Source organism: Streptomyces malaysiensis subsp. samsunensis (assembly GCF_024519315.1).
GTDB classification, from domain to species: Bacteria; Actinomycetota; Actinomycetes; order Streptomycetales; family Streptomycetaceae; genus Streptomyces; species Streptomyces malaysiensis.
Genome location: NZ_JANIIC010000266.1, coordinates 1 through 451 on the forward strand (window position 1 = coordinate 1; position 451 = coordinate 451).

Here is a 451-nt window from a genome sequence, read left to right on the forward strand (position 1 = left end):
GCCCGTCGACAGCGGGGCGAAGTGGAGGGTGCGGTTGTGTTCGGGGATGGTGATGGTGAAGGTGCCGTCGGGTTTGCCGTCCCAGCACAGTGGCCAGCGTGGGCCGGAGGAGGGAAGCGTCGGCACGTCCGGTTTCGGCACTGGGTAGGTCAGGAGCATGCCGTCGTCCGTGATGTAGACGACGCCTGCGTCGTCCATCTCCAAGCGTTGATCGAGTGTGCCGGCCCAGGTGCGGCCGAACCAGCCTCCGCACGGGTGCCCGGAGACGTAGTGCCGTTTCAGGACCAGCGGCAGAGCGCCGGGCAGGGTGACGTCGGTGGCGGACATGACCATCTCGCCGGTGGCCACGTCGATCGGCTCACCGGTGGTGCACTTGTCCTTGCTGGGGGTGCAGCTCTTGTTCGGATCGTCGTCGGTGCGCCTGCGGGCGCTGCCGTCGCGACGGAGTGCA

At 68.1% G+C, this 451-nt stretch carries 1 protein-coding gene; it reads right to left on the reverse strand.

The annotated features are described in order from the left end of the window. A partial coding sequence (locus NQU54_RS48820; protein WP_257636690.1) for a DUF6531 domain-containing protein occupies positions 1-451 on the reverse strand: 451 nt, incomplete at both ends.